This window comes from Brucella sp. BE17, assembly GCF_039545455.1.
Classification (GTDB): domain Bacteria; phylum Pseudomonadota; class Alphaproteobacteria; order Rhizobiales; family Rhizobiaceae; genus Brucella.
The window spans coordinates 447,243-471,838 of the sequence record NZ_CP154467.1 but is presented as its reverse complement, the minus strand read 5'-3'; the positions used below and the strand labels follow the sequence as shown (position 1 = coordinate 471,838).

Here is a 24,596-nt window from a genome sequence, read left to right as displayed (position 1 = left end):
GCAAACGCGGATCAGCATCCAGTTGCAGGAGCAGGCCATGAGCATGGACAAGAACCCCGAAGGCAAGAACGGCCTGACCTATGCGCAGGCCGGTGTCGATATCGATGCCGGAAACCTGATGGTCGAAAAGATCAAGCCCTTGGTGCGCTCCACACGCCGTCCGGGTGCGGATGGCGAAATCGGTGGCTTCGGCGGCTTGTTCGATCTGAAAGCCGCAGGTTTCAGCGATCCGGTTCTGGTTGCCGCCAATGACGGCGTCGGCACCAAGCTCAAAATCGCCATCGATGCCGACAGGCACGACACGGTCGGCATCGATCTGGTTGCCATGTGCGTCAATGATCTCGTCGTGCAGGGCGCGGAACCGCTGTTCTTTCTCGACTATTATGCAACCGGAAAACTCTCGCCCGATCAGGGCGTTGATATCGTTTCCGGCATTGCCGAAGGCTGCCGTCAGGCAGGCTGCGCGCTGATCGGCGGCGAGACGGCGGAAATGCCCGGCATGTATCGCGATGGCGACTATGATCTCGCGGGCTTTGCCGTGGGTGCTGCTGAACGCGACCGTTTGCTTCCGCGTGGAGATGTCAGCGAAGGCGATATTATTTTAGGCCTTGCTTCGTCCGGTGTGCATTCCAACGGCTTTTCACTGGTGCGCCGCATTGTGGAAGTTTCGGGCTTAGGCTGGCAATCCGATGCTCCCTTTGCATCCGGTAAAACGCTCGGTGAAGCCCTGCTCACGCCAACGCGCATCTATGTGAAGCCTTTGCTCGCGGCCATTCGAGCATCTGACGGCATCAAGGCGCTTGCGCATATTACCGGCGGTGGCTTTCCCGACAATATTCCGCGGGTCCTGCCGGAGGGACTAGCTGCGGAAATCAATCTTGATGCCATCTCCGTACCTGCAGTCTTCTCATGGCTTGCAAAAACTGGTCGCGTGGCAGAGCAGGAAATGCTTCGAACCTTTAATTGCGGCATCGGCATGATCGCAGTCGTGACACCTGATAAGGCCGATGAAGTAATTGAAGCGCTGGAAGCCGAAGGCGAAAAGGTTGTGACGCTGGGCCGTATGATCGAACGCCAGCAAGACGGCGTAGTCTACAAGGGCAATCTGGCATTATGAGCCGCAAACGCGTCGTCATTTTCATTTCGGGCGGCGGCTCCAATATGGAGACACTGATAAGCGCCGCGACAGCACCAGATTACCCGGCTGAAATCGTCGCGGTTTTTTCTGATAAAGCCGATGCAGGCGGACTTTTGAAGGCAAAAGCCTTGAATATTCCGACCGCAGTTTTTGTGCGCAAAGATTTTGCCTCAAAAGACGCGCATGAAGATGCGATCCTTGAAGCCCTTGCCGATCTGAAACCCGATATTCTCTGTCTTGCAGGCTATATGCGGCTGTTGTCGGGGCGCTTCATCGCCCCTTATGCGGGCCGCATTCTTAATATTCACCCATCGCTTCTGCCGCTCTTTGCGGGCCTTCATACGCATCAGCGCGCTCTCGATGCCGGCATGAAGCTTGCAGGCTGCACCGTGCATCTGGTCACCGAAGGCATGGATGAAGGGCCTATTCTGGCACAGGCAGCCGTTCCTGTCCGCACGGGTGATACGGCAGAAACGCTGGCAGCACGTGTATTGAAGGCTGAGCATAAACTCTATCCACTGGCGCTACGCCGTTTTGCCGACAATGAAAAATGCCCCTGCCGGAAGCCATGATCCTCAGCGCTTAACCATACGACGCGACAATTTCGTCACGTCCCCATTTTTTTATTAACAAAACTTTAATATTCCGCAAAAAGCCCTAATTGAAGCTCGTAACGGAACCCGCCTTGGGCATTCACCGTTACTGAGTCGAAACAACGACTCTTTCAACACGCATTCATAGAAGAGGACAAAGTGATGTCTCTCCGTTTTTCAACGTCCTTCCTTTCGGCGATGACCCTCGTTTCGGGTATTGCTGTCACCGCTCCAGCAATCGCGGCCGACTACACAGCAACTCCCGGCTCGGGTCGCACACAGCCGCGCTCGGAAGTGGGCATGCTGACTTGTGAAATTTCGCCGGCAATCGGCGTCATCATCGGCAGCCAGCAGGAAGTCGATTGCGTCTTCAACCCGTCGCGTGGTCGCGGTCCGGCCGAGCGTTACACCGGCCGCATCACCAAGATCGGCATTGATATTGGCTTCATCAATGGCGGCAAGATTGCATGGGCCGTATGGGCGCCAACCGTTCGCCCTGAAGGCGCACTCAAGGGCCGTTATGTCGGTGCATCTGCCAATGCAGCCATCGGCGTCGGCGTGGGCACTAATGTGCTGACCGGTGGTTCTTGGAAAACGATTTCGCTTCAGCCGATTTCGGTACAGGGCCAGCGTGGCCTCAATGCAGCCGTTGGCGTTTCCAAGCTGAAGCTCAACTACGAAGGCTGATTTTCAGCTTCTTGATTTAAAACCGCGCCGGAGCAATCCGGCGCGTTTTTTTAGAGCACATCCAAAAACGTGTGAAACGGTTTTTGGATAATATTCGCCTTTCAAATCAAAGAGATAGAGCCTGATCTGACTAAATCAGATCATTGCTCTATTGAGCGATTTTTCTAATCCAGATTTTGGTATCATGGACCGCCAGCCCTCCGTAAGGGGCGGCCGGTTCCGCACCGACCAGCGTATTGATACCCTCGCCGCGCTCAAAAGACGAATTGGGAAAAATCCCTTCGGAAATCACCACGCCGCGCTTTTGCCCGGCGCGCAGGACTGCATGTAACACCAGTTCGCCGCGTGTGTTGCCTATCTCTATGCGCTCGCCGTTTTCAATCCCCAGTTCCGCCGCATCGTCAGGATGAATAAGCAGTTCCGGGCGGATTTCCTTGGCAAGTGACCCAGCCGTCTCAGCAAAGGTCGAATTGAGGAAATTATGCGCCGGAGACGTTGCAAGCCGAAACGGATGCGCGTCATCGGCGCTCTCGATTACATCCCAATGATCGGGAAACTCCGGAATGGATTGGAACGGCCCTTGCAGACCCATGACTTTGGGCGGCTGGTTCGGCGAAGGACTGCCGGTCCAGTCGGGACGGAAACGGAATTTCTTGTCCGGCCAGTTGAACCCGTCGAGATAATGCGCTTTATCAAAAGACGGCTGAATATCAACGAAGCGCTTTTCCTGTAAGGCCTCGAAGCCCGGCAGATTACTGTTGGCATTCATATTGTCGATCAATGTGCGTTCATCGACATGGAAACCGGGCAGATGCCCGATACCGAGGCGATCGGCCAGTTCGTTGATGACAAAGATATTTGGCCGCGCTTCGCCATAAGCCTCGATCAATTGTGGCCCCAGAACCACATGTTGCTGCCCGCCGCCGCGATAAATATCGTCGTGTTCCAGAAAAGTTGTGGCGGGCAGGACTACATCGGCCATTTTGGCCGTATCGGTCATGAACTGTTCGTGCACGACACAAAAAAGGTCCTCACGCGCAAAGCCTTGCCGAACAAGGCGTTGTTCCGGTGTCACATTCATTGGATTGGTGTTCTGGATCAGCATCGCCGTCACAGGCGGGCCGCCATAAAGTGCTTCCGCATCGCCGGTGAGAACGCGCCCGATCTTCGACTGGTCAAGAAAGCGGATGTTCTCATCCTGCATCGACCGGCCTTCAATCTCGCGCTTATCCATCTTGAAAATGCCAGAATTGGAGTGAAACGCGCCTCCACCCTCATATTGAAAGGCCCCGGTCACGCAAGCAATGGAGGCCGCGGCATGCATGCTGACCGCACCGTTGCGCTGGCGGGTAAAACCATAGCCAAGCCGGAAAAACGTGCGCTTTGTCTTGCCGATCAAATACGCAAAAGCCTCGATTTCCGCGACCGAAAGCCCGGTAATGCTCGCTGCCCATTCGGGCGTGCGGTTCGCCAAATGAGCCTCCAGCCCCTTTGGATCATCGGTATAGCGATCGAGATAATCCCAATCCGCAAAACCGTCACGAAACAGCACATGCATGACCGCACAGGCAAAAGCGCCATCGGTGCCGGGTTTGAGCACAATGCCCATATCGGCCTGGCGCACTGTGGCATTAGCATAAACGTCGATGACGACAATCTTCGCACCGCGCTGCTTTCGGGCGCGCACGGCATGGGTCATGACATTGACCTGCGTTGCGGCGGCATTCGTCCCCCAGATCACCACGCAATCCGATTTTGCCATCTCGCGCGGGTCTGGCCCGGTCAGGCTGCCGGTTCCGGCAAAATAGCCGGTCCATGCCATATTGGTGCAAAAACTGTCGAACTGGTTGGAATAGCGCTTGGCAAAGCGCAGCCGGTTGATGGAGTCGCGCTGCACCAGCCCCATCGTGCCTGCATAATAATAGGGCCACACGCTTTCGCTGCCATGTGCCTCTTCGGCTTTGATAAACCGTTCAGCGACCAGATCGAGTGCCGTCTCCCACGAGGCCTGTTTCCATCCCCCCTCGCCTTTTGCGCCCACACGCACGAGCGGATGTTTGAGCCGGTCGGGATGATGTACGCGTTCAGCATAACGCGCCACCTTGGCGCAGATGACGCCTGCAGTATAGCTGTTGTCCTTTGCGCCACGCACCCGGCCAATCGTGCGCTCATCCAGCAGTTCGATATCGAGCGCACAGGTGGAGGGGCAATCATGTGGACAGGCGGAATGGCCGGTCCTGATATTGGAAAGCGTTTGCTGCGTCATATGTCTTTCTTATCGCAAGCGGGCCTGCACAGAAACGAATTTCTGCGGCCTGATCTGCGGCGAATTGTTTATGCAAGTCTGAGTGCGACCGCACCGAGTACGATCATAGCGGCCGCCGCAAAGCGCGGCACACCCACTTTTTCTTTCAGCACCAGCGCCGAAATGAGTACGCCAAACAGGATCGCCGTCTCACGCAGAGCTGCGACGACGGCAATTGGTGCCATTGTCATCGCCCATAGCGCCAAACCGTAAGATGCAAGCGTACCACCCCCTCCAATTAGCGCCGAACGCCAGCGATTGCGTATATAATGGATGTAGCGGTCCGGGTCGCGGTAAAGCGCCCAACTGGTGAGCGGCACAGCATTGATTACAAAAAGCCACAGCGTGTAGGACAGGGTATTGCCGGACATACGTACGCCCAAGCCATCGATGATGGTATAGGTGGCAATGAAACCGGCATTGGTGAGCGCAAGCAGAGTGGTGCGGCTGGATGCACCCTGATTGCGCCGACGCGCGTCCAGCGCCATTGCCAGAACGCCAGCACATATCAGCGCAATACCGAGCCAGCTACACCAGCCCATGACCTCGCCTATAAGTGGTGCACTGACCAGCGCCACCAACAAAGGCGGCGTACCGCGCATGATTGGATAGGCCTCGCTCATATCACCGGATTTATAAGCTGCGGCCACCAGAGACATATAAAAAATCTGGGTGATCGTGGACATCAGGATGTAATTCCAGCTTGCAGCACTTGGCCAGGGCAAGAACGGCACCACTATGAGCGCGATCAATCCGGCAGCCGCCGTAACACTTGCAGCACCGAAAAACTTGTCGCCGCTTCCCTTGACGATAGCGTTCCAGCTGGCATGAAAAAATGCGCCACAAAGCACTATCAGCAAGACACTACCGGACATGGCAGACTCGATTCGGATGGGAACGACCGCAAGGGACAAGGTTTCTATGCCATAATTATACCCAAGGGTATATTGCCCAAAGCGACATGACATGAAACAAGCGCGGACATGAATTATCGTCACGCATATCACGCTGGAAATTTTGCGGATGTCGTCAAGCACGTCATCCTTTCCCGTATTGTCGACTATCTGAAGCGCAAGGAGCAGGCATTTCGCGTTATCGATACCCATGCCGGCATCGGGCTTTACAACCTGAAAGGTGTTGAAGCGGGAAAGACGGGCGAATGGACAGGCGGCATTGAACGGATTACTGAGGCAGCCAGCCAAGGCCGTATCGAAGCCGAGGTTCTTGACCTTCTCGCCCCCTATCTCGACGCAGTGCGTGCAGTGAATGATCAGGATACACTACGTCATTATCCCGGCTCGCCCTTTGTCGTGCGGCATCTTTTACGCAAACAGGACCGTCTTTCGGCGCTGGAACTCCACCCCAAAGACGCCGCCACTTTAGCCAAGCGTTTTGAGGGCGATTATCAGGTTCGGGTGATCGAACTCGATGGCTGGCTGGCGCTTGGCGCGCATTTGCCGCCAAAGGAAAAACGCGGCCTGGTTCTTGTCGACCCCCCCTTCGAAAAAGAAGGCGAATTTGATCGTCTGGTCGACGGCCTTATCAAGGCGCATAAGCGCTTTTCCGGTGGCACCTATGCCTTGTGGTACCCGGTGAAGGACCGTCGCCAAACAGAGCGCTTTTCAAACCAGCTTTACGAAACGGGGATCGCAAAAATCATGCAGATCGAGGTTGCGATTCGTGCGCCATCCTCAGAAACACGCCTTGATGGCACCGGAATGATCGTCGTCAATCCCCCCTATACACTGGAAAGTGAGATGCAAACATTGCTTCCCTGCCTTACCAAGCTTCTTGCAGAAGATAAGGGAGCAAATTTCACTGTGCGGTGGATACGCGGCGAGACGGATCGCACTTGACGATTTTTGCAGGCTGAAAGAAACTGCACCCAAGATCGGCTTCGGCTATCACGAGACATGAGCAAGGCGTCAGCGCCGGAAATTCGGGACAGGATAGAATAATGCAGACACATTCGGGCACACGAAACCGCATTGCACAGTTTTCGCGCAACGCCCTTGTGGCAACCGCAGTCCTTTCCTGTGGCTTTTCCACGTTGCCTGCAAATGCTGCCGATTACCTCACCAATGCGCCTGTAGTGACGGATAATACAGTGTGCAGCCAGCAAAGCGTATTGCGCAGCGTTGTCTCGGACTTCGGCTATCAGGTGCGCCATGTACCGGAACTGCCGCGGGTAGGCATCACCGCCATGAGCGATGTGCGTCTCAACCGCTATGAACCCAAAACCAATCCCGCCGAGATCGAGCGTACGTATTGCAAGGCAACCGCTTTCATGAGCGACGGCCAGTATCGCTCGGTCTGGTATCTGGTCGAAGAAGGTCAGGGCTTTGCGGGCGTCGGGCGCAATGTTGAATCCTGCGTCGAAGGTTTTGACCGTTGGTATGTCTACGACGCCCCACACTGCCGGGTTCTGCGCTGAGCTGGAAGGTGAAAGGCTTTTTGTCGGCGATCCCACACGCCCTGTTGTCATGCATGCTGATGCTGTTTGCAGCACCAGCATGGGCTAATGACCGCAACGATCCCGGTGACTTCGATTTTTACGTTCTGTCACTATCGTGGTCGCCGAGCTATTGCGCGATGCAAGGCCCACGCGCCAATCGCCAGCAATGCGCTACAAACCGCCCGTTTGGCTTTATCGTGCATGGGCTCTGGCCACAAAATGAGTGGGGCTACCCGTCCAATTGCCGTCTGGACGGCGGACGCAGCCGTGGTGGATATGTGCCCCGTCCAATCATTTCGAGCCTCTCAGACATCATGCCGTCCACGGGATTAATCGCGCATCAGTGGCGCAAGCACGGAAGCTGTTCCGGGCTTTCACAAAATGATTATTTTTCGACACTGCGCGGTGCTTATAAAGCGATCACAATTCCGCCAAGTCTGCGCAATGTGACGACCAACCGCCGGGTAGACCCGATGCTTGTCGAAAAGGCGTTCATTGCTGCCAATCCGGGCCTCAAGCCCGATGGCATCGCCATCACCTGCCAGCGCAATTACCTTCAGGAAGTGCGCATCTGCATGACCAAGGATTTGCACTACCGCTCCTGCAGCCAAGTCGAGAAAAGTTCTTGCCGCAGCCGTTCAGTCGCGCTGCCCTCAAACCGATAGGACCGAGATGATGCAGATACTCTATTCGCCTGCCTCCCCGTACAGTGCCAAGGTGCGCATGGCAGCACACCATGCGGGTATCCCTTTCGAAAGCGTGGTTGTAAACACGGGTGACGAACCAGAAATTCTGATCCACGCCAATCCGCTCGGCAAGATTCCAACCTTGCTGAGTGATGACGGCAAAGCGGTTTTCGACAGCCGTGCCATTATGCAATATCTCAATCGCGTTTCAGGCAACAAACTCTTCCCGCGCAATGCTGAAAAGCGCACCGATGCTGAACGCTATGAAGCCGTTGCCGATGGTCTTGCGGATGTGTTGCTTGCCCATGTCTATGAGCGTCGCATGCGTCCGGAAGAAAAAATCCATCAGCCGTGGCTTGATCTGCAATGGCGCAAGGCGGAACGCACACTCGATTTGCTCAACGAAGCCCCACCCCGGCTTGCAGGAAAACTGCATGGCGGCCACATCGCCGTTGCAGCCGTGCTTGGCTATCTCACACTTCGCTTCGATGGCAAATGGGAGCGCGGTCGTCCGAAACTCAAGCGCTGGATGAAGCGCTTTCAGGAACTTCATCCTGAGCTTTCTGCTTTGCTGCCGCAGGCCTGAACTGTTTTAAACCACACAAAAACCCCGGTTTATGATCGGGGTTTTCTTTTAAATTCAACGCTTTGAATTCAACGCTTTGAATTCAGGCCTTGCAGAATTCTATAACCTGCTTCCACGCGGACTTGATTGGGATAATTGCGGTTGGCAAGCAGCACGACGCCGATTTTCTGTGCAGGGATAAAAGCCGCATAGGCACCAAAACCACCTGTCGATCCGGTCTTATTGATAAAGACATTGGGCGATTGCAACGGCGGATCGAGCTTTTCGATTTTTTGCGGTTTCAAGGCCATATCGGCACTATTTCCACTGACAAGCGTCTTGAGGTCAACTGGATAATTGTATAGCTCCCAGCCCAGCCCCTGCATCATGTCGCCCACGCGATAATATCCGGTTTGCGTGGCTGCAACGGCGTTCTGCAAGTTGCGATCAAGCGCTGCATTGTTGATGTTCAAATGCACGAAGTGAATAAGATCAAGCGCCGTTGTCTTGATTCCATAGGCTTGTGCGTCGAGCGCACCGGGAGACACACGGACGGCCTTGTCGGCTTTGGAATAGCCATAGGCATAGTTCTGCATGCGGTTTTCCGGCACGTGGATAAACGTGTTTTTCAGAGCGAATTCCGGCAACAGCTTCTTTTCCATGATCGTCTCAAACGGCTCATTCATGCTTTGAGCCGCTAGATAGCCGAACAGTCCGATGCTCGGATTAGAATAAAGCCGCTTCGTCGCGCGCGGATAGTCGGCTTTCCAGCCTTTGTAATAGTCGACCATCGACTTCTCATCGGTGACACTATCGGGAAACTGGAGCGGCAAACCGCCTGCGCTATATGTGGCAAGGTCCAGCATGGTGATGGTGTCAAAGCCGCTGTTTGCAAGTTCCGGCAAATATTTCGTTGCGGGGTCGGAAAGATTGAAGGCACCATTTGCCACACCCAGACCACCCAGCGTTGCTGTAAAGGTTTTGCTCAACGAACCGATCTCGAAAAGCGTATTCTCGCTGACCCGCTCGCCGCTTTCCCGAGAGGCTATGCCATAGGGAAAGAAATAGTGTTTGCCGTTCACAGTGATCGCGACGGCCATGCCAGGAATCTTGTGGCTTTTCATGATCGGCATAATCGTTTCATCGACGATTTGGTGCAGCACGCTTTCCTTGATCGCACCTTCGGCTTTTGCGGAAAACGGGCTGGCGGCGGCAAATATACCGCTCAAACAAAAAGCGATTTTTCTCATCACTGGCAGATAATCCTCTTTGGAAATCTTAATTCAAACAACGAAATAGCAGTCTCTCAGGCAATAAAAAACCGGGCAGTTTCCTGCCCGGTTTTTGTATGAACTAATCTAAGGATTAGAACTTGTAGCCGACGCCAACGCGAATGTCGTGGGTGTCGAGCTTGTTGCGGATCGATTCGCCGCCGAAGTTGTAGGTCTTGTTGCCGAACTGGGTGTAGCGGTATTCAACGCGGCCCAGAATGTTTTCGGTCAGCTTGGTTTCAAGACCGGCACCTGCAGTCCAGCCAACGCGGAACTTGCTTTCATCGTCGATGCCATTGTCAAGCTTAACCTGCGAACCGGCAACACCAGCGGTGATGTAAGGCAGAACCGGGTTCAGATCGTAACCAAGACGGGCACGCAACGAACCTTCAAAGCCCTGCTTTGCTTCAAGACCGTTCTTGGACTTCTTGGCCCAGGAATAGCCGGCGTCACCTTCAACACCATAGACGAACTGGTCCTGCTGGAAGTTCCAGCCAGCATAGGCGCCAGCTTTCCAATCGTCAGGCTTGATGTTGCCATCGGTATTGGTCTTGACCTTGTTCCAGCCATAGCCGAGGTACAGACCGGTGTAACCGCCAGCCCAGGTATACTGCGGAGCCATTTCAACGGGAGCCGGAACCGGGGGCTGCTCTTCGATTGCGTCGGCTGCAAAGGCGGTTGCAGAGAACGGCAGCAGCGCAGCCGAGGCGATTACGAGAGACTTAAGAGTGCGCATAGCATTCTCCTTCTAAATAATTACGGGCGCGGTCCCTTATCGGGCGGACAGATCGGGAGTGGTTGTCCATGCCGCGGCGATGGGGAGAGGTATCGAGGGTAAATGCGGCACGAAATGCCCGCTTCTGTGAAGAAAGCCTGTCAAGAAAATGGCTAAAATGCGATGTTGCATTCTCGCAACGCCCATTTTTGCTGCCTATATGAATAACTCGATTTGATCGCGACAGTCGGTTGTCTCACTCTGACTTTTACAACAATTTGATTTTATTGTTATTTTCCAGGGTTCAACTAATTGCCGCTTTCTTTTTGGCTGCAATTTCTCGCGGAAAATGCCATGTAATCGGCAACCAAACCACGATAAGAAAGTATTAACTGTGTTAAAAAATCGCTCTTCGCATTCGCTTGCAAAATGCCCCGTTCTGGTGACGGGCGGCGCACGGCGCATTGGTAAAGCGATTGTAGCGGATCTTGCAGCTCACGGTTTTGCAATAGCGATTCATTGTCATCGCTCGGTAGCCCGAGGAGAGATTCTGGCTAAAGAAATCGAAGCAAAGGGCGGAACAGCCATGATCGTCGAAGCCGACCTCGAATCGGAAAGCGACGTTCGTGGTCTCATTGCACAAGCCGAAGGCGAGCTCGGGCCAATCCGCCTTCTCGTCAACAACGCGTCATTGTTCGAGGATGACCGCGTCGGTCAACTCGACATGGATTTATGGGACAAGCATTTTGCGGTGCATCTGAAGGCACCGGTTCTTCTGGCTGAAGAGATGGCAAAAGCGCTGCCGGATAGCGAAGACGGATTGATCGTCAATATCATCGACCAGCGTGTCTTGAAGCTTAATCCGCATTTCTTCTCTTATACATTATCCAAGACCGCGCTTTGGAATGCCACACGCACTCTTGCCCAGGCGCTGGCTCCTAGCATTCGGGTGAATGCCATCGCTCCCGGACCGACACTGCCAAGCGAACGCCAACTGCCAGAGGATTTTAAAAAGCAGATTGCGAGCCTTGCCTTGCAACGTGCACCTGAATTGCCGGAATTTGGCCGCACAGTGCGCTATTTTTGGGAGAATCGTTCCATTACCGGGCAGATGATTGCGCTTGACGGCGGTCAGCACTTGGCTTGGGAGACGCCCGATATCGCAGGAATTACCGAATGAGCAGCAACCCAAACAACCCCGACGATCCTATTGTCCCGACATCATTTGATGAAGGACAGGATATTGCGGGTCTTCTCATGAGTGAGGCGGAAGCCGCTGAAGATGATGACGTAGTCGAGGAAACGCCGCTTCCCGTATCCGCGACCGATTCGATCCAGTGGGATTCATCCGACGGCCTGCCAGACACGGCGGGCTTGAGCGGGCAGGACATTATCAATGCTTTCGTCAAGCACCTGCCGAACAATCCCGGCGTTTATCGCATGTTCAATGCCTCCGGCGATGTGCTTTATGTTGGAAAGGCACGTAGTCTCAAAAAACGCGTTTCCAATTATGCGCGTGGCATTGGTCATTCCAACCGCATCACGCGGATGATCAGCGAGACGACCATGATGGAATTCGTGGTTACGCGCACAGAAACCGAAGCGCTTTTGCTTGAAGCTAACCTTATCAAGCGTATGCGCCCACGCTTTAACGTGTTGCTACGCGACGACAAATCCTTTCCCTACATTCTTCTCACCCGCGATCATCGAGCCCCCGGCATTTTCAAACATCGCGGCGCACGCTCGCGTAAGGGTGAGTATTTCGGTCCCTTCGCCTCAGCAGGTGCGGTCACGCGCACCATCAACGCACTCCAACGCGCCTTTCTGCTACGCACCTGCACCGATTCGGTGCTGGAGACGCGCACGCGCCCTTGCCTGCTTTATCAAATCAAGCGCTGTTCTGCGCCCTGCACCTATGAAATCAGCGACGAAGACTATGCCGGGCTTGTGACGGAAGCCAAGGCTTTCCTGTCTGGCAAAAGCCAGTCGGTGAAAGACCATCTCAATGCGGCCATGCAGGCGGCTTCCGCCGATCTCGATTTTGAGCATGCAGCCGTCTATCGTGACCGCCTTGCAGCACTCTCCCACGTGCAGTCACACCAGGGCATCAACCCCCAGACAATCGAAGAAGCTGACGTCTTCGCCATTCATCAGGAAGGCGGTATGACCTGTATTCAGGTCTTTTTCTTCCGCACCGGTCAAAACTGGGGCAACCGCGCCTATTTCCCCAAGGCCGACAGTTCGCTTGGAGCAGCAGAGGTTCTCGGCGCTTTCCTGTCACAATTCTACGACGACAAGCCCTGCCCGCGCCTGCTCTTGCTTTCTGAGGTCGTGGAAGAACAGGCGCTCATTACCGAAGCGCTCTCAACTCGTGCCGGACACAAGGTGCAAGTCACCGTACCGCAGCGCGGAGAAAAGAAGGAACTGGTCGACCACGCGCTGACCAATGCGCGCGAAGCGCTAGGGCGCAGACTGGCGGAAACCTCCTCACAGGCACGACTGCTGCAGGGGCTGGCCGAAACCTTTGGCCTTGCGCGAACGCCACGCCGCATTGAAGTTTATGATAACTCTCATATCATGGGCACCAACGCGGTCGGTGGCATGATCGTGGCCGGTCCTGAAGGCTTTGTGAAGAACCAGTATCGCAAGTTCAATATTCGCTCGACCGACATCACGCCCGGCGACGATTTCGGTATGATGCGAGAGGTGATAGAGCGACGTTTTTCGCGACTGGTGAAAGAACATGGTGCACCGCAAGAGGCCCCAGCCCCGGAGCTGCCTGAACAAGATCAGAATGACAGCTTTCCCGCATGGCCGGACGTTATTTTGATCGACGGCGGTCAGGGTCAAGTCGGTGCCGTGCGCCAGATATTGAATGAGATGGGCATCGCGCATCTCGTGAACGCCATCGGCATCGCCAAGGGTGTGGACCGCGAAGCAGGCCGCGAACGCTTTTTTGTCGAAGGCAAGCAGGCCTTTACGCTTCCGCCACGCGATCCGGTGCTTTACTTTATCCAGCGCCTGCGAGATGAAGCGCACCGTTTTGCTATCGGCACGCACCGGGCGCGACGCAAGAAGGAAATGATCAAGAACCCGCTCGATGAAATCGGGGGAATCGGTCCATCACGCAAGCGGGCACTGTTGCACCATTTCGGAACTGCAAAAGCAGTTTCACGCGCAGCGGTCGAAGACCTGATGCAGATCGACGGCATATCGGAAGCGATAGCGCGGACCATTCATGATCATTTTCATGAGCGCTGACATAATTTTGTCCGGGATAGTTCCACAAACGGCGTCATGCGGTCCTCATCGGTGGCGCAGCTGTTGATTTTATGTGCTATCCCTGATCATGTGCGCGAATAACGGACACGGCGGAGCTATGCAAAACAAACATACCCTCTCATTGCCCAATATCCTGACCTACGGCCGGATCGTCGCCGTACCACTGGTCGCTTTGTGCTTTTTTATCGAGGGCCGACTGCATTCCAGTGACTTTGCGCGCTGGAGCGCGCTGATTATCTTCCTTCTGGCCAGCATCACCGATTTTTTTGATGGTTATCTGGCCCGCATCTGGCAACAGACATCGACCATCGGCCGCATGCTCGATCCGATTGCCGACAAGCTTCTGGTTTCGATCTGCCTGCTGCTTCTGGCAGCAGATCCTGCCAAAACGATCGCCGGCTGGTCGCTATGGGCCGCAATCATCATTTTATGCCGTGAAATCCTTGTATCGGGCCTGCGCGAATATCTGGCAGAACTCAAAGTCAGCGTCCCCGTTTCGCGTCTCGCCAAATGGAAGACAACAGCACAGATGGTAGCGCTGGCCTTTTTGCTGGCAGGCCCCGCTGGCGACAAAATCCTGCCCTATACAACGGAGATCGGCATCACTCTACTATGGATTTCAGCGGTACTGACGCTTTATACTGGCTGGGATTATTTCCGAGCCGGTCTCAAACACGTTATGGATTGATAAAGTGCACGTGAAAATCGTCTATTTCGCATGGGTGCGGGAGAAAATCGGCAAGGATGAGGATAGTATTTCCCTACCCTCATCCAGTATCACGGTTGGCGCTCTAATCACGTATCTCAAAAGCCTAGGCGAAGAATACGCGCTTGCCTTCGAGCACGACACGGTCATTCGCGCCGCCATCAATCAGGAACACGTCGAACTCGACGATCTGGTCAAGGACGGCGACGAAGTCGCCCTCTTCCCGCCCATGACGGGGGGCTAAGGTGAGCCTCTCCTGCCCTCTCCTTGTCAGCGTGCGTAGCGAAAATTTCGATGCGGCGAGCGAGACCGCAAAGCTTTGCGCAGGCCGCAAGGATATTGGCGCCATCATAAGCTTTACCGGCCTTTGCCGCGACGAGGACGGCAGATTGTCAGCGCTCGAGCTCGAACATTATCCGGGCATGGCAGAAGCGGAACTCACCCGCATCGCCGAACAGGCCAAAGCGCGCTGGCCTCTGTTTGGTATCTCCATCATTCATCGTTTCGGCTTGATCAGACCGGGCGAAAACATCGTTCTGGTCATCACGGCTTCTTCGCATCGCCAGGCGGCATTTGAAGCTGCATCCTTTGTGATGGATTTCCTTAAAACGGGTGCGCCATTCTGGAAGCGTGAGCATCGCGCTCAAGGTGAACCGGGCGGCTGGATCGCCGCCAAGGAAGAAGATGATCGCAATCGAGCGCGATGGAAAAAAAACCAGCCGGATTAAGTTTCTTAATGCCGGCTTTTTATCTTTTCATGTGGAATTAACTATTTAACCCTCTAATATTTAGGGGAAATGAATGGCCCTGTCTGATTGCCACAATTTCCACACGAAGGTTCAGCTATTGTTGTGGAGCAGCCTGGAATCAATACGGGCATCTGATCGATGAAAACGCAACTTTGGTGAAATTATTGCTAAGAGTGAGCGTGAGATAGATACAACGGGAACCCTGTGGGGGATAGTTTCGGACGTTGAGAATGCGAAACGAACTGAGGAAAACACTCTCTATCACGGCAGCTGTGATCGTCGGTCTTGGCGTGCTTGGCACGACGACGCTGTTTTTGACGACATCCATGCCGACAAGCAGCATCGCTGCGGAAACGACCGTCAGCGGCACGGTTTTTTATCGCGAGCGCATTGCATTGCCGCCCGAAGCCAAGCTGACTGTGCAGTTAGTCGATATCTCTAAGGCTGATGCGCCTTCAAGCACAATCGCCGAAACAAGGATCGAATCCGCGCAAGGCTCGCCGATCCCTTTCGCCATTAATTTTGACACCAGCGAAATCAAGCCCGGTCACACATACGCCTTGCAGGCGCGCATTACCGCAGGTGACAGCCTCTGGTTCGTCAACGACCACAACTATACGGTGGATACAGCAAACCCCGGCGCACCCGTGGAAATGCGCGTTATCATGGTGCGCAAGAGCGCGCCGACCCCCGTTGCCGCTGGCATCGAAGGCAAGGACTGGCTCGTCGAAGATATTCAGGGCGGTGGCGTCATAGACAATGCCCAGACCACGCTTACGATTGCCTCAGACGGCGCGGTCAGTGGTTCGGGCGGCTGTAACCGCTATTTCAGCAAGGCAACGGTGACACAAGAGAACCTTTCTTTTGCAGTCATCGGATCGACCTATATGCAGTGCCCGCCCGCACTGATGACGCAGGAGCGCAAGTTCCTCGATGTTCTCAACAAGACCCGTTCCTATAAGATCGAGCCGGGCGGAAAGCTTGTCCTTGTCGATCAGGATAGCAACGCGATGGCAACGCTGACGCCTAATCTTTGATGATATGAACAAAAATAAAAAAGCCGGGCTTGCGCCCGGCTTTTTTATTGAATGAAAACGGATCAGCCGACGACTTCGGTGCCCGAGAACCAGTAGGCGATTTCTTCGGCAGCGGTTTCAGGTGCATCGGATCCGTGCACGGAGTTTTCACCGATGGAAAGCGCGAACTCCTTGCGGATGGTGCCCTCAGCAGCGTCAGCCGGATTGGTGGCGCCCATAATTTCACGATTCTTGAGAACGGCGTTTTCGCCTTCGAGAACCTGAACGATGGTTGGACCGGACGACATGAATTCGGTCAGTTCGCCGAAGAAAGGACGGTCCTTGTGAACAGCGTAAAAACCTTCAGCTTCACGCAGGCTCATCCAGACGCGCTTGGAAGCAACCACGCGCAAGCCGGCCTCTTCGAGCTTGGCGGTGATAGCGCCAGTCAGGTTGCGGCGGGTCGCATCGGGCTTGATCATGGAGAAGGTACGTTCGATTGCCATTGTGACACCTTATGTTGAGGATGTGGGATTTTTTAGAAAAGTGAGGCTCTATAACGTTGATAGACCCGATTGCCAAGAGGCGCACGGTCTCTCCTGCCTGCTTACGCGCTTGAGATGGCAGAAAATTGAAGGCATAGATAGCAAAAGCGGATCGAGGCGGATCAGAGCCCGGGGGGCATCGCGATGGAACAGCACTTTCAGATGTTTGCGCATTATAATCAATGGGCCAACAATCTGGTCTATACGGCAGCGGCAAATCTTAGCGACACCGAATACCGGCTCGATATGGGCTTGTTTTTCGGCTCGATCCACGCAACGCTCAATCATCTCCTCGTCACAGACCGTATCTGGATGAAGCGTTTTACCGGCGAAGGCAATCACCCCAAAAACCTCGATGCGACCATCAGCGATAATTTCATAGCACTACGTGATTTGCGCAAGGCCGAGGACGCGCGTATCTGCCATTATATCGAAGGGCTCGACGCACAAAAGCTGGCCGGACGTTTCACCTATGTGACCGCCACCGACATGCGCACGATCAGCCAGCGGCTGTCGCCCGCCCTTGGCCATCTTTTCAACCATCAGACCCATCATCGGGGCCAGATACACGCCGCCCTCACTCGGCTTGGAACAGACGCACCTTCGCTCGACCTCATCCGCTTTCAGCGTACCGAAGATGGACGGCGTTTTGCCTGAACCGTTTCTTGCCGCTTGCGAAAATGCCGAAAGCCGTGCAAAAGCCAATCCATGCTTATTCTCGATGATATTTCCGTCCGCATTGCCGGACGCCTTCTGATCGACCACGCCAGCGTCACGCTGCCCGCAGGGTCAAAGACCGGCTTCGTCGGTCGTAACGGCACCGGAAAATCCACGCTGTTTCGTGTGATCACCGGCGATCTTGCGCCTGAAACAGGCAGCATATCGCTGCCGAAAAAGACGCGTATCGGTCAGGTGGCGCAGGAAGCGCCGGGCACAGAAGAGCCACTGATAGAAATCGTCATGAAGGCGGATAAAGAGCGCACTGCCCTCATGGAGGAAGCAGAAATCGCCACCGACCCGAACCGCATTGCGGAAATCCATACACGGCTTGCCGATATTGATGCACATTCGGCGGAAGCGCGCGCAGGCGCAATCCTGTCGGGCCTCGGATTCAGCACAGAAGCCCAGCGTCAACCCGCATCCGCCTTTTCGGGCGGCTGGCGCATGCGCGTAGCGCTCGCGGCCGTCCTGTTTGCCCAGCCCGATCTGTTGCTGCTCGATGAGCCGACCAACTATCTCGATCTGGAAGGCGTGTTGTGGCTGGTCGATTACGTCAAGCGCTATCCCCACACGGTGCTGATCATCAGCCATGACCGCGATCTGCTCAATTCGGCAACCACCTCGATCATGCATCTCGACCAGAAAAAGATCAGCTTCTGGCGCGGCAATTACGACCAGTTCGAGCGCCAGCGCCATGAAATGCTTGAGTTGCAGCAAAAGGCGCACGTCAAGCAGGAAGCCCATCGCAAGCATATGGAAGCTTTCGTGGACCGGTTCCGCGCCAAGGCCAGCAAGGCCCGGCAGGCGCAATCGCGCATGAAGGCGCTGGAAAAGCTCAAGCCCATCGATCTTTATATTGAAAGCAATGTGCAGCCATTCCGCTTTGTCGATGCGGAGAAGAAAGCCGCCTCTCCGATCATTGCGCTCGATGGTGCCGATGTCGGCTATGTGCCGGGCAAGCCGGTGCTGCGCGACGTGACGCTGCGCATCGACAATGACGACCGCATCGCATTGCTCGGCTCCAACGGCAACGGCAAATCGACGCTTGCCAAGCTGATTGGCGGACGCTTGCAATCAGAAAGCGGGTCGCTCACCTTGTCGCCCAATCTCAAGGTCGCATTCTTCGCCCAGCACCAGATGGACGATCTGGTGCCTGAAGACAACGCCATCGAGCACGTCCGAAAGATGATGCCGGGTGCGACAGAACCAAAGGTTCGTGCGCGCGTGGCACAAATGGGTCTTTCGACCGAAAAGATGCTCACACCTGCAAAGGATTTATCCGGTGGTGAAAAGGCACGGCTTCTGATGGGTCTTGCCACATTCCACGGACCAAACCTACTCATCCTCGACGAGCCAACCAACCATCTTGACATCGACAGTCGTGAAGAGCTTGTGCATGCGCTCAATGAATTCAACGGCGCGGTGATCCTGATCGCCCACGACCGCCATCTGATCGAAGCCACCATGGAGCGTCTGTGGATTGTGCGCGAAGGCCATGTTCAGGCGTTCGACGGCGATCTCGATGAATACCGCCAGATCGTGCTTTCCGATGCCAAGGGCAATTCAGGACCAGAACGCGAAAAAGGCCCGAAAATCAACAAGGCCGAACAGCGAAAACTGGCCGTCAAAAAGCGTGAAGCCTTAGCTCCCTTGCAAAAAAAGGTTAAGGAAACCGAGGGCTTGGTGCAGAAATTGCAGAAACAGATTCAAGGTTTCGCAGACCAGCTCGAAGACCCAGCCCTTTATGACAAAGAGCCGCAGGAAGCCCTCCGCATAAAAAAACATATGAGCGATGCGAAGGCGGCACTCGCGAAAGCCGAAGACAAATGGCTTGAGCTTTCAACCGAATATGAAGAGGCTATGGCCGGGTAATTATGCGATGCGCTGACGGCGCAGCCGCGTGCGCATCAGGCCATAGACGCCCAGAACACCAAGGACGAGGCCAATCGTGGTATAGGTCTCGTCCGCTTCTTCTGAACCACGGCGCAGCACCAGATCGGCTTTGGCGATCTGCAGCCCGTCGGTATTGCCCATAACAAGCCGGAAAGCGTAGTTGCCCGGAATAACGGGGTCGATATCGCCAGCACTCTGGCGCAATGCACTGCCATCCTGTGGACGGTCCGTGTTGATGGAACCGCTGGTGGAGGCAAAATCCAACCCTTGCGATAGGACCGGATGACCATCACGACTGACAGCCAGCGTCAGTGCTGAACGGCGCTCGGCCGGGATATAACCCGGCAGCGGTGTCGCATCGATGAACACACGTACCGGCGCATCGCCCGTCTCAAGCCGGACTTCCTGAACTTTGAAGGCGCTCTGGCGGCTTTCCAGCATGGTCCAGCGGCCGATCTCATCGCCGGTAAAGTGGCGCATGTACCACGGGTATCCGAGGCCGAGTGCTATGCCTGCCACGATCATGGCAACGAAAATGCTGCGTATCATGCCTTGCGCTCCCAGCGGCGATCGGGTGTCTGCTGCCAATAGGTCAGATCGTGGCTTTCGGCCTTAAACGCTTTCCATTGCGCACGGGCAATATCGAGCTGCTCCTGATCGTGGCCGTCAAACATCACCACCAGCCGTTCATAATCGTTAGCCCCCTTCAGTGACGCCCCTTCCACCAGAAAGCGGACGGTCGCACCGTTAGGATTGGCTTCGCTTGTTGTCAGTAGCACCGGCTGGTGTTCAGGATGCAGCTCCTTGTCAGTGCCATGCGCGACAAAGGATGTGTCGGAAAAGGTCCAGAGCAGATTGTCGAGGGCATCGCGACGCTCTTCGCTCACACTTTGCACGACCACACGCCAGCCGCGGGCCTGCGAGCGCTCGACAAGCCCCGGCAGAGCCTCGTCGAGGGTCGATTCGGTCAAGTGATAGAAAAGAATTTCCGCCATGCCGTCCTGAGACTTTCCTGTCCCGATGTTTCAGAGAAAGGGCGAAGAAAATGATTCATTTTCTCGCCCTATCTGATTGTTATGATGGGTTTTAGCCCTCAAAATTATCGCGCACAAGACGGTCAAGCAAGCGCACGCCATAGCCCGAGGCCCAGCTCTGGCTATATTCGTTGGCAGGCGAACCCATTGCAGTTCCTGCCACATCGAGATGTGCCCATGGCGTCTCACCGACAAAACGCTTGAGGAATTGCGCCGCAGTGATCGAACCGGCATAGCGGCCAGAACTGTTCTTCATATCGGCAAATTTCGAATCGATCATCTTGTCGTATTCGTCGCCCAGCGGCAGACGCCACAGCCTTTCACCGCTGGATTGACCGGCCTCGTAAAGCTGGTCCGCCAGCTCATCATCATTAGAAAAAAGTCCGGCATGATGCTGGCCAAGCGCCACCAGCACCGCACCCGTCAGCGTGGCCAGATTGATGATGAAACGCGGCTTGAAACGGTCATTGGTGTAATAGAGTGCATCAGCCAGCACCAGACGGCCTTCGGCGTCGGTATTGATGACTTCGATAGTCTGGCCAGACATGGAAGTGACGATATCACCCGGACGCTGCGCATTGCCATCGGGCATGTTTTCCACCAGCCCGATAACACCGATCACATTGACCTTTGCCTTGCGCCCGGCAAGTGCGCGCATCAGGCCTGTGACGGCTGCAGCCCCCCCCATATCGCCCTTCATATCTTCCATGCCAGCCGCGGGCTTGATCGAAATGCCGCCGGTATCGAAAACCACACCCTTGCCGACAAAAGCCACCGGTTGATCCTTGGCCTTGCCACCCTGCCATTCCATGACGACCAGACGTGGCGGACGCACAGAGCCTTGCGCGACACCTAAAAGTGCACCCATGCCGAGTTTCTTCAGTTCTTTTTCACCGAGGATCTCAATTTTTACACCGAGCTTTTCCAGCTTTTCCGCCTCATGCGCGAACTCCACCGGTCCCAGAACATTGGAGGGTTCATTGACGAGATTACGCGCCTGAAGCACACCATCAGCAACCGCTTCCGCAACCTCGAAAGCCTTTTTGGCCGAGGCCGGGTCAGCCACGCAAATATTGATTTTGGCGGCATGTTTCGGTTCGCTAGTGTCGTCTTTTTTGGTCGTCTTGTAGCGATCGAATTTATAAGAGCGCAGAATCATACCGAGCGCCACATCGGCTGCTTCATCACCGGCAATCGTTGTTTCCGGCAAGGCCAGCGTCACGGTTGCGCGTTCCGATTTGCCGATACGCGAAAATGCCGCACCGCCGATTTTCAGCCAATCGTCATTACCGAGTTTGCCGGGCTCTCCGACACCGACCAGAATGATCTTTTCCACACCTTCTGTAGATGTTTCAATTGCTTCGACAGTCTTGCCCAAGCCACCGGTAAAACCTGAAACTTCAATAATACGCTTGATCTTGTCGGCTCCGCCTACGGCCTCCGCCGCCACGTCCTCAAAGCCCCCGCCCTTGGCAACCAGCACGATGGCGGCACCCTTTTGCGGTGCTTCAAACTTTGAAAAAGAAATGGAAGGGCGTTTAGACATGACGACTCCAGACAGATGGGCGATTGACGTTGACACGATTGTGCCGCGACTTTTCAATACTCATGTGAGACGAATAAGGCAAAACAGCAAGGGGTCGAGCGCCCCAGCCATCAGATTTTCGTTAGTGCGAGTAAACCCTGGGAAACGATGCGAAAATCTTGGTTGGCCGCCGTTCACGCAAAAATTTGTTGCCTGATACTGTCCTATCCTTTTAACAGATGATTCTTAATGTAACCGGACGCTGGTGTTCGCACCGCGCATTTAGTACTCTGTTAACCGTCTTTGTTTGGGTAATCTTAGCCAAACACTATTAGGTTAAATCACGAAGCCGGCATATCTGCTCGACGTTAGAGAGCGTGCCCTGAAACTGAATCGGGATGTAAACTCCACCTATGCGATTGATAGAGTTATACATCCTGCGCCGCGTGGCGATCATGTTTTTCGCAGTGCTTGGCGCTGCGGTGGGCATCACCTGGACGGTACAGGTGCTGCAGCGCATCGATTTTTTGACCACCAGCGGACAGAATTTCCAGACCATCGTGCAATTCAGCTCGCTGCTCATTCCGTCAGCCATTCCGCTAGTGATGCCCTTTGCGCTGATCATTGCCATCACCCAGACACTGTCGACGATGAACCAGGATTCTGAACTTGTCGTCATCAACGCATCCGGGGCACCACGCAGCGCCGTCATGCGTCCAATACTGCTGCTGGCTGGTGTGATTTCCGTCGTGTCCTTTCTGGTCGCCAATTATGTCGACCCTTATGCGCGCATGAACATGCGCGAAATGATTGCGACTGCGAGCGCCGATCTGATGAATGTCATCATTCAGGAAGGCAATTTCCGCAAACTGGCGGACAATCTTTATATTCAGGTTGCCGAACGACGCAGCGATGGCAGCATCGGCGGCCTTTTTATTGCCGATTCGCGCGACCCGTCGCTCGATCTCGTCTATTATGCTGCAGACGGTGCCATCGCCTCGACGCCGACCGGTGATATGCTTTTGATGAACAACGGTGAAGTGCAGCGCCGTGACGTATCAGACGGCACGGTATCGATCATCAAGTTCGATTCCTACGCCTTCGATCTCAGCCAGTTTGCCTCGGCCGGTGACAGTTTCGTGATTTATGCCAAGGACCGCCCGCTGTCTTATCTCCTCAACCCCGACCTCAACGATCCAATCTTGCAAACTCGCCCCCTGCGCTACAAGGCAGAATTACATCGCCGTCTCACGCAGTGGCTCTACCCTGTTGTTTTTGCAATGATTGCCTTGGCTTTTGCCGGTGATTCCCGCTCGCATCGCGAGGCGCGTGTTTCTGCATCCTTTTCGGCCATTAGCCTAGCACTACTCGTTTATTGGGCGGGTTATTTTTCGTCGGACCGCGCGGACAAGGACGAGACCTATATGGTGGTCATGTATCTGGTTCCGCTGGCTGTGATGGCAATTACAGGTTTCGCGCTGGCGACGGGGCGCAGCATAGCACTACCAGCCAGATGGAACGATCGTATATTTGATAATTTGGACCGGACGCGCAATGGTGCAATAGGCCTTTATGAGCGTCTGACCGGACGCCTGCGTGGCAATGCGGGAGGTCAGTCATGATCGGCTGGACCCTTGGGCGCTATTTCTTCATTCGCTACGTGCAGACGACGTTTTATTTCCTGCTCGGCATCTTTGCGCTGGCGCTGCTTCTGGATTTCACTGAAAACGCCAGCAAGCTCTCAAATCTGCCCGACTACAGCGTATGGGCCGCGCTCGCGCTGTCGGGCATGCGCGTACCATTTCTTTTGCAGCAGATGATCCCCTTCGTGGCTCTGTTCTCGGCCATGGCGACGCTGATCTCTCTCAACCGCAAATACGAGCTGGTGATTGCACGCTCAGTCGGTGTCTCAGCCTGGCAATTCCTGTTGCCCGCCTGTTTCGGCGCGCTGATGTTCGGTCTGGCGACGATTTTTATTCTCAATCCCTTTGCGGCATATGGTTTTGCCAAGGCGGAAGAGATTGCAGCGGTATGGAAAAACGGCAAAGTCACCGATGTTTCCGCTTTGCGCGATCCATGGTTACGCCAGAAGACGGATGAAGGCGAGACAATCATCGGTGCCAAGAGCATCTTGAACAGCGGCGCGACATTGGTCGATGCCACCTTCATTCAGTTCGATGCATCCAAAAACATCGTGCAACGCTATGACGCGCGTACCGCGACACTCAAAGAAGGATATTGGGACCTCAACGACGTGACGCGATTCGCGCGCGGCGCAGAACCCGGCAAACTCGATCACCTGCAGGTCCCCACGCAGCTGCGTCCGGAATATGTGGAAGAAAAGCTTGCCTCGCCCGACACGATTCCCTTCACACAGCTGCGACGTAAGATTGAGGTCGCGCGTTCATTCGGCTATTCAGCCAATGAATTTGACATGCAATACCAGTCACTTCTGGCCTTGCCTGCCCTTTTGATGGCAATGACACTCATTGCAGCAACAGTATCGCTGAAATTTGTGCGTTTTGGACAATCGGGCGCAATGATTCTGGGTGGCGTTGCCGCCGGGTTCATGCTTTATGTCGTGTCGGTCTTGGTGAAGGCATTTGGGAATGCGGGATTCGTTCCGCCCTTTGTGGCTGCCTGGGTTCCAGTTATTATTGCGACATTTTTTGGTGTCTCCTTTTTGTTGCATAAGGAGGATGGTTAGTGGG

25 protein-coding genes are annotated in these 24,596 nt (G+C 54.8%); 17 read left to right on the top strand and 8 right to left on the bottom strand.

The window, feature by feature from the left end; translation table 11 throughout:
* The first annotated feature begins 37 nt into the window (after nucleotides 1-37).
* The 3 genes from purM (at nucleotide 38) to AAIB41_RS02260 (ending at nucleotide 2,418) form a co-directional block, all read left to right on the top strand.
* Complete coding sequence (purM, locus tag AAIB41_RS02270; protein WP_343313993.1) at nucleotides 38-1,117, top strand: phosphoribosylformylglycinamidine cyclo-ligase; 1,080 nt, start codon at nucleotides 38-40, stop codon at nucleotides 1,115-1,117.
* A complete protein-coding gene (purN, locus tag AAIB41_RS02265) occupies nucleotides 1,114-1,710 on the top strand; it encodes a phosphoribosylglycinamide formyltransferase (RefSeq protein WP_343313992.1) in 597 nt (198 codons plus the stop codon). The genes purM and purN overlap by 4 nt, the downstream gene beginning before the upstream one ends.
* Before the next feature lie 183 nt (nucleotides 1,711-1,893).
* Entirely contained in the window at nucleotides 1,894-2,418 is a 525-nt protein-coding gene (locus tag AAIB41_RS02260; protein ID WP_343313991.1) for a DUF992 domain-containing protein, read from the top strand.
* Between the two features lie 148 nt (nucleotides 2,419-2,566).
* Here the strand turns inward: AAIB41_RS02260 and AAIB41_RS02255 are convergent, their stop codons facing one another.
* Nucleotides 2,567-4,684 (bottom strand): molybdopterin oxidoreductase family protein, encoded by a 2,118-nt coding sequence (locus tag AAIB41_RS02255; RefSeq protein WP_343313990.1) that lies wholly within the window; start codon nucleotides 4,682-4,684, stop codon nucleotides 2,567-2,569.
* Nucleotides 4,685-4,752: 68 nt separating this feature from the next.
* A complete protein-coding gene (locus AAIB41_RS02250) occupies nucleotides 4,753-5,598 on the bottom strand; it encodes a DMT family transporter (RefSeq protein WP_343313989.1) in 846 nt (281 codons plus the stop codon).
* Between the two features lie 108 nt (nucleotides 5,599-5,706).
* Here AAIB41_RS02250 and AAIB41_RS02245 point away from each other — a divergent pair, with 108 nt between their 5' ends.
* The 4 genes from AAIB41_RS02245 (at nucleotide 5,707) to AAIB41_RS02230 (ending at nucleotide 8,450) form a co-directional block, all read left to right on the top strand.
* Nucleotides 5,707-6,579: a 23S rRNA (adenine(2030)-N(6))-methyltransferase RlmJ gene (locus AAIB41_RS02245; RefSeq protein ID WP_343313988.1), complete on the top strand. Its 873-nt coding sequence runs from the start codon at nucleotides 5,707-5,709 to the stop codon at nucleotides 6,577-6,579.
* A gap of 101 nt (nucleotides 6,580-6,680) precedes the next feature.
* The gene (locus tag AAIB41_RS02240; protein WP_343313987.1) at nucleotides 6,681-7,157 is read left to right on the top strand and encodes a phage portal protein; all 477 of its coding nucleotides are present in this window, start codon (nucleotides 6,681-6,683) and stop codon (nucleotides 7,155-7,157) included.
* Between the two features lie 53 nt (nucleotides 7,158-7,210).
* Nucleotides 7,211-7,843 carry a ribonuclease T gene (locus AAIB41_RS02235; protein ID WP_343314787.1) on the top strand — a complete coding sequence of 211 codons (633 nt, stop codon included), beginning with the start codon at nucleotides 7,211-7,213 and terminating at the stop codon, nucleotides 7,841-7,843.
* A 7-nt stretch (nucleotides 7,844-7,850) separates the two neighbouring features.
* Nucleotides 7,851-8,450 carry a glutathione S-transferase gene (locus AAIB41_RS02230; protein WP_343313986.1) on the top strand — a complete coding sequence of 200 codons (600 nt, stop codon included), beginning with the start codon at nucleotides 7,851-7,853 and terminating at the stop codon, nucleotides 8,448-8,450.
* Nucleotides 8,451-8,518: 68 nt separating this feature from the next.
* Here the strand turns inward: AAIB41_RS02230 and ampC are convergent, their stop codons facing one another.
* Entirely contained in the window at nucleotides 8,519-9,679 is a 1,161-nt protein-coding gene (gene ampC / locus AAIB41_RS02225) for a class C beta-lactamase (protein ID WP_343314786.1), read from the bottom strand.
* Nucleotides 9,680-9,794: 115 nt separating this feature from the next.
* Nucleotides 9,795-10,436, bottom strand: coding sequence for an outer membrane protein Omp25 (gene omp25, locus AAIB41_RS02220; protein ID WP_343313985.1), 642 nt, complete (start codon nucleotides 10,434-10,436; stop codon nucleotides 9,795-9,797).
* Nucleotides 10,437-10,764: 328 nt separating this feature from the next.
* On the opposite strand from omp25, the gene AAIB41_RS02215 reads away from it, so the two are divergent.
* The 6 genes from AAIB41_RS02215 (at nucleotide 10,765) to AAIB41_RS02190 (ending at nucleotide 16,189) form a co-directional block, all read left to right on the top strand.
* The gene (locus AAIB41_RS02215; RefSeq protein WP_343313984.1) at nucleotides 10,765-11,595 is read left to right on the top strand and encodes an SDR family oxidoreductase; all 831 of its coding nucleotides are present in this window, start codon (nucleotides 10,765-10,767) and stop codon (nucleotides 11,593-11,595) included.
* On the top strand, nucleotides 11,592-13,676 hold the full coding sequence (gene uvrC, locus AAIB41_RS02210; RefSeq protein WP_343313983.1) for an excinuclease ABC subunit UvrC: 2,085 nt from the start codon (nucleotides 11,592-11,594) through the stop codon (nucleotides 13,674-13,676). The genes AAIB41_RS02215 and uvrC overlap by 4 nt, the downstream gene beginning before the upstream one ends.
* A 118-nt stretch (nucleotides 13,677-13,794) precedes the next feature.
* Nucleotides 13,795-14,385 carry a CDP-diacylglycerol--glycerol-3-phosphate 3-phosphatidyltransferase gene (pgsA, locus tag AAIB41_RS02205; protein WP_343313982.1) on the top strand — a complete coding sequence of 197 codons (591 nt, stop codon included), beginning with the start codon at nucleotides 13,795-13,797 and terminating at the stop codon, nucleotides 14,383-14,385.
* Nucleotides 14,386-14,389: 4 nt separating this feature from the next.
* Nucleotides 14,390-14,647, top strand: coding sequence for a molybdopterin converting factor subunit 1 (gene moaD / locus AAIB41_RS02200; RefSeq protein WP_343313981.1), 258 nt, complete (start codon nucleotides 14,390-14,392; stop codon nucleotides 14,645-14,647).
* Nucleotide 14,648: 1 nt separating this feature from the next.
* On the top strand, nucleotides 14,649-15,131 hold the full coding sequence (locus tag AAIB41_RS02195; protein ID WP_343313980.1) for a molybdenum cofactor biosynthesis protein MoaE: 483 nt from the start codon (nucleotides 14,649-14,651) through the stop codon (nucleotides 15,129-15,131).
* A 251-nt stretch (nucleotides 15,132-15,382) separates the two neighbouring features.
* Entirely contained in the window at nucleotides 15,383-16,189 is an 807-nt protein-coding gene (locus AAIB41_RS02190; protein ID WP_343313979.1) for a YbaY family lipoprotein, read from the top strand.
* A 62-nt stretch (nucleotides 16,190-16,251) separates the two neighbouring features.
* Here the strand turns inward: AAIB41_RS02190 and ndk are convergent, their stop codons facing one another.
* On the bottom strand, nucleotides 16,252-16,674 hold the full coding sequence (ndk, locus tag AAIB41_RS02185) for a nucleoside-diphosphate kinase (RefSeq protein ID WP_343313978.1): 423 nt from the start codon (nucleotides 16,672-16,674) through the stop codon (nucleotides 16,252-16,254).
* Between the two features lie 183 nt (nucleotides 16,675-16,857).
* Here ndk and AAIB41_RS02180 point away from each other — a divergent pair, with 183 nt between their 5' ends.
* A complete protein-coding gene (locus tag AAIB41_RS02180; RefSeq protein ID WP_343313977.1) occupies nucleotides 16,858-17,370 on the top strand; it encodes a DinB family protein in 513 nt (170 codons plus the stop codon).
* 51 nt (nucleotides 17,371-17,421) lie between these two features.
* A complete protein-coding gene (locus AAIB41_RS02175; RefSeq protein ID WP_343313976.1) occupies nucleotides 17,422-19,305 on the top strand; it encodes an ABC-F family ATP-binding cassette domain-containing protein in 1,884 nt (627 codons plus the stop codon).
* On the opposite strand, the gene AAIB41_RS02170 is transcribed toward AAIB41_RS02175, so the two are convergent.
* From AAIB41_RS02170 to AAIB41_RS02160, 3 genes are all read right to left on the bottom strand, one after another.
* Nucleotides 19,306-19,875 (bottom strand): hypothetical protein, encoded by a 570-nt coding sequence (locus AAIB41_RS02170; RefSeq protein ID WP_343313975.1) that lies wholly within the window; start codon nucleotides 19,873-19,875, stop codon nucleotides 19,306-19,308.
* Entirely contained in the window at nucleotides 19,872-20,321 is a 450-nt protein-coding gene (locus AAIB41_RS02165) for a DNA polymerase III subunit chi (protein ID WP_343313974.1), read from the bottom strand. Before AAIB41_RS02165 ends, AAIB41_RS02170 begins: the two co-directional genes overlap by 4 nt.
* 91 nt (nucleotides 20,322-20,412) lie before the next feature.
* Nucleotides 20,413-21,906 carry a leucyl aminopeptidase gene (locus AAIB41_RS02160; RefSeq protein ID WP_343313973.1) on the bottom strand — a complete coding sequence of 498 codons (1,494 nt, stop codon included), beginning with the start codon at nucleotides 21,904-21,906 and terminating at the stop codon, nucleotides 20,413-20,415.
* Between the two features lie 392 nt (nucleotides 21,907-22,298).
* Between AAIB41_RS02160 and lptF the strand changes: the two genes are divergently transcribed.
* Nucleotides 22,299-23,507: an LPS export ABC transporter permease LptF gene (lptF, locus tag AAIB41_RS02155; RefSeq protein WP_343313972.1), complete on the top strand. Its 1,209-nt coding sequence runs from the start codon at nucleotides 22,299-22,301 to the stop codon at nucleotides 23,505-23,507.
* On the top strand, nucleotides 23,504-24,592 hold the full coding sequence (lptG, locus tag AAIB41_RS02150) for an LPS export ABC transporter permease LptG (RefSeq protein ID WP_343313971.1): 1,089 nt from the start codon (nucleotides 23,504-23,506) through the stop codon (nucleotides 24,590-24,592). Before lptF ends, lptG begins: the two co-directional genes overlap by 4 nt.
* The last annotated feature ends 4 nt before the right edge of the window (nucleotides 24,593-24,596 follow it).

Excerpts from the sequence above, each read along its gene's own strand:
- purM (WP_343313993.1), top strand. The coding sequence starts at position 38 with ATGAGCATGGACAAGAACCCCGAAGGCAAGAACGGCCTGACCTATGCG.
- purN (WP_343313992.1), top strand. The coding sequence starts at position 1,114 with ATGAGCCGCAAACGCGTCGTCATTTTCATTTCGGGCGGCGGCTCCAAT.
- AAIB41_RS02260 (WP_343313991.1), top strand. The coding sequence starts at position 1,894 with ATGTCTCTCCGTTTTTCAACGTCCTTCCTTTCGGCGATGACCCTCGTT.
- AAIB41_RS02255 (WP_343313990.1), bottom strand. The coding sequence starts at position 4,684 with ATGACGCAGCAAACGCTTTCCAATATCAGGACCGGCCATTCCGCCTGT.
- AAIB41_RS02250 (WP_343313989.1), bottom strand. The coding sequence starts at position 5,598 with ATGTCCGGTAGTGTCTTGCTGATAGTGCTTTGTGGCGCATTTTTTCAT.
- AAIB41_RS02245 (WP_343313988.1), top strand. The coding sequence starts at position 5,707 with ATGAATTATCGTCACGCATATCACGCTGGAAATTTTGCGGATGTCGTC.
- AAIB41_RS02240 (WP_343313987.1), top strand. The coding sequence starts at position 6,681 with ATGCAGACACATTCGGGCACACGAAACCGCATTGCACAGTTTTCGCGC.
- AAIB41_RS02235 (WP_343314787.1), top strand. The coding sequence starts at position 7,211 with ATGCTGATGCTGTTTGCAGCACCAGCATGGGCTAATGACCGCAACGAT.
- AAIB41_RS02230 (WP_343313986.1), top strand. The coding sequence starts at position 7,851 with ATGATGCAGATACTCTATTCGCCTGCCTCCCCGTACAGTGCCAAGGTG.
- ampC (WP_343314786.1), bottom strand. The coding sequence starts at position 9,679 with ATGAGAAAAATCGCTTTTTGTTTGAGCGGTATATTTGCCGCCGCCAGC.
- omp25 (WP_343313985.1), bottom strand. The coding sequence starts at position 10,436 with ATGCGCACTCTTAAGTCTCTCGTAATCGCCTCGGCTGCGCTGCTGCCG.
- AAIB41_RS02215 (WP_343313984.1), top strand. The coding sequence starts at position 10,765 with ATGCCATGTAATCGGCAACCAAACCACGATAAGAAAGTATTAACTGTG.
- uvrC (WP_343313983.1), top strand. The coding sequence starts at position 11,592 with ATGAGCAGCAACCCAAACAACCCCGACGATCCTATTGTCCCGACATCA.
- pgsA (WP_343313982.1), top strand. The coding sequence starts at position 13,795 with ATGCAAAACAAACATACCCTCTCATTGCCCAATATCCTGACCTACGGC.
- AAIB41_RS02190 (WP_343313979.1), top strand. The coding sequence starts at position 15,383 with ATGCGAAACGAACTGAGGAAAACACTCTCTATCACGGCAGCTGTGATC.
- ndk (WP_343313978.1), bottom strand. The coding sequence starts at position 16,674 with ATGGCAATCGAACGTACCTTCTCCATGATCAAGCCCGATGCGACCCGC.
- AAIB41_RS02180 (WP_343313977.1), top strand. The coding sequence starts at position 16,858 with ATGGAACAGCACTTTCAGATGTTTGCGCATTATAATCAATGGGCCAAC.
- AAIB41_RS02175 (WP_343313976.1), top strand. The coding sequence starts at position 17,422 with ATGCTTATTCTCGATGATATTTCCGTCCGCATTGCCGGACGCCTTCTG.
- AAIB41_RS02170 (WP_343313975.1), bottom strand. The coding sequence starts at position 19,875 with ATGATACGCAGCATTTTCGTTGCCATGATCGTGGCAGGCATAGCACTC.
- AAIB41_RS02165 (WP_343313974.1), bottom strand. The coding sequence starts at position 20,321 with ATGGCGGAAATTCTTTTCTATCACTTGACCGAATCGACCCTCGACGAG.
- AAIB41_RS02160 (WP_343313973.1), bottom strand. The coding sequence starts at position 21,906 with ATGTCTAAACGCCCTTCCATTTCTTTTTCAAAGTTTGAAGCACCGCAA.
- lptF (WP_343313972.1), top strand. The coding sequence starts at position 22,299 with ATGCGATTGATAGAGTTATACATCCTGCGCCGCGTGGCGATCATGTTT.
- lptG (WP_343313971.1), top strand. The coding sequence starts at position 23,504 with ATGATCGGCTGGACCCTTGGGCGCTATTTCTTCATTCGCTACGTGCAG.